The 3,196-nt window shown below is 49.7% G+C and carries 1 protein-coding gene; it reads right to left on the bottom strand.

The window, feature by feature from the left end:
• Window positions 1–3,173: amino acid adenylation domain-containing protein (locus AABK37_RS40925; protein WP_432557100.1), on the bottom strand; the 3,173-nt coding region annotated here is incomplete at its 3' end.
• Window positions 3,174–3,196: the final 23 nt, after the last annotated feature.

Raw genomic sequence — 3,196 nt, 5'->3', positions numbered from 1 at the left:
TGCAATAAGTTCATGTAACGCTGTCCAAGACGTTGCACCGTCTCCTTCTTAAAAAGCGACGTCCGGTATTCGATCTCCATATAAAGATGATCACCAGACTCAATCATATTCACCGACATATCGAACTTTGATGTCCGTGTGTCGAAACCATAAGGATATACCTTGAGTCCATTCAGGACAGCGGCATCGCCCCGGCCTTCCGACTTAAGGTCGAACATTACATCGAATATTGGGTTTCTGCTGGTATCGCGGGGAACCTTCAGTTTGTCCACCAGATCCTCAAACTGATAATCCTGGTTTTCGAAAGTGTCCAATACTGTTTCCCTAATCTCCCCCAAAAAGGTTCTAAATGACTTCGAGGCGGCGGGATAACTCCGAACGGCCAAAGTATTTACAAACATACCGACAACACCTTCGAGGTCGGGATGGCTGCGTCCTGCAATAGGGCTGCCCACAATGATATCTTCCTGGCCGGTATACTTGAATAACAAGACTTTATATATGGCCAGCAAGGTCATGTATAAAGTGCAATTACTCTCATTAGACATGTATCTCACCTGACGGACAAGAGGGCCATTTATTTCAAATGAAATACTTTCTCCGCGGTACTCGACTATCCTTGGGCGGGGGAAATCGCTGTGAAGGTTTAAAACCGGAAGCTCACCGCCTAACCGGGTCAGCCAGAAATTTTCCTGCCTTTGGATCTCCTTGCCGTTCGACGACTCATTTTGCCAGACTGCATAATCAACATATTGCAACTTCAAATCGATGAGCGTCTCGCCGTTGTAAATGCGCGTGAATTCCGATATCAGAACTTCATTCGAAACCCCGTCATTGATGATATGATGGGTATCTACTATAAGAAGATACTTTTGTGAATCAAATCTAATAATGTTAACCCTGAATAACGGCGCCTGCCCCAGATCGAAAGGCCTGATGAAATTGTCGATTTGTTCGCGCAGTGTCTCCAATGTACCACTGCTTATTTCGATGTCGAGCGGCGCATCTGACATTATACGCTGCACAATATGGTCTCCTTTCCGGGCAAACGAGGTTCGTAGTGCCCAGTGCCTGTCGAGCAAAAGCCCGAATGAGCGGTATAGACGATTAGTATCAAGATCACCTTCGATTACCACAACGTGAGGCATGTTATATGCGATCGAATCTCCCTCGAGTTCGTTCAGGATAAATATGCGCTGCTGCGCAGGGGAAAGAGGATAATCTTCTCTCGGAGCCGCTGGAAGGATCGATCGATACGCCTCACGATCCGCCTTACGGATGATATCGCTGATACCACGTATCGTCGACGTTTTGAATAGCGCCCTTAACGGCACAGTGACGTCAAAAGCCTTGTGAATTTTCGCAACAAGTACAGTCGCCTTTAGCGAGTGGCCACCCAGTTCGAAAAAGTTGTCGTCGATTCCTATGTCGTCCACTTTCAGGACTTCACGCCACAAAGACAACACCGTTTCCTCTATCTCGTTTCGCGGACCTTCCCGGTGGATAACTGATCGGCTCAGCTTCGCCGACCTGTCCCGCAGCGATCGCCGATCGATCTTGCCACTCGTGTTTAACGGCATCTGATCCACTCTGACCAGCTGCGACGGAACCATATAATCTGGTAGCGACTGCGTCAGGTGCGATCGTATCAGGCTCACCGGAATGTCTTCTTCCGATACGTAGAAGCCTACTAACTCCTTGTCATCTCCCGACAGGGAGCGCGCCACAACAGCCGCCTGTTTGATGCCACTGTAGCTCTGAAGTAAACTCTCGATCTCTCCCGGCTCAATACGATATCCTCTTACTTTAACCTGTTCGTCCTTGCGGCCCTCAAAGTCTATGTTGCCGTCCGCACGCCACCGGGCCAGGTCGCCCGTTCTATACATCCGTTCCCCCGGTCGGAACGGGTTAGGAACAAACTTCTCTGTCGTCAATTCCTCGCGGTTCAAATAACCCCGGCTCAGTCCTTCACCGCCCAGGCACAATTCCCCGGTGATGCCGATCCCACACACTTCCGTGCCGTGAAGAATATAGGCATAAGTGTTGCCCACAGGCTTTCCAATCATACGCACTTCCTCTTCCTGAGAAGGCTGGTATACCTCGAACTCGACACTGGTCACAGTTACTTCGGTGGGCCCATACTCGTTGTAGAATCGATAGCCACGCGCCCACTTTCTGATCAGCTCTTCCGGGCACACATCGCCACCAACTATCACCCGTCGAAGACTGTAGTTCTGATTGAGATTGAGCATCGCCAAAAAAGCAGGCACTGCATGAAGATGTGTGATCCTCTGATCCACCAGGTACGACTCAAAAGCATGGGTGTCCAGGATGGTGGGCTGGTCTACCAGCACCAGGGTTGCGCCACTCAGCAACGGAAGGAATATCTGCTCAATCGACGCATCGAAGCAGATCGATGAAAAAAGTACTATCCGGTCATCGTCATCGATCCCAAAACGGTCGCGCTGGTATTCAATCAGGTTGACGACGTTACGATGTTCAATCATCACACCTTTAGGCTTCCCAGTGCTCCCGGAAGTATAGATCAGATATGCAAGCCAGTCGCCCGGAACAGTCCACGAAATATCCTCGTCACTGCTTCCCGTTATTTGCTTGCAGCCAATTTCGAACCGTTGACCCTCAAAATCCATCTCTGATGGCCGTTGAAGGTGTGTCAGTAATATTGAGCTTCCACTATCCTTCAGCATGAAACTTATCCGATCGGCGGGATAGGAAGGGTCCAAAGGAACATAGGCACATCCGGCCTTCAATATTCCAAGCATCCCAATCATCATCTCCATCGAACGATCCGAGAGCAGCCCCACAAACGCATTGCCAGAAACACGCTCCCGCAGAAAATGAGCGACCTGGTTCGACCTGCGGTTCAACTCTTCATAGGTCATTTGCACCTCGTGCATCTGCAAGGCCACTTTGTCACCAACGCGCTTTACCTGCTTGTCGAACAACCAACCCAGACTCACCCGCGGATAAGAATACGAGTTCGCGTTAAAATCTTCCGTGACCAGCCGACGCTCCGACGCATCAAGCATATCGACGCGACCCAACAATACATCCGGATTTTCACACAAGCTCTGCAATAAGTTCATGTAACGCTGTCCAAGACGTTGCACCGTCTCCTTCTTAAAAAGCGACGTCCGGTATTCGATCTCCATATAAAGATGATCACCAGACTCAA

This window comes from Tolypothrix sp. VBCCA 56010 (genome assembly GCF_050875635.1).
Taxonomy (GTDB): Bacteria; Cyanobacteriota; Cyanobacteriia; order Cyanobacteriales; family Nostocaceae; genus Hassallia.
This window is presented reverse-complemented; position numbering and strand designations above follow the sequence as displayed.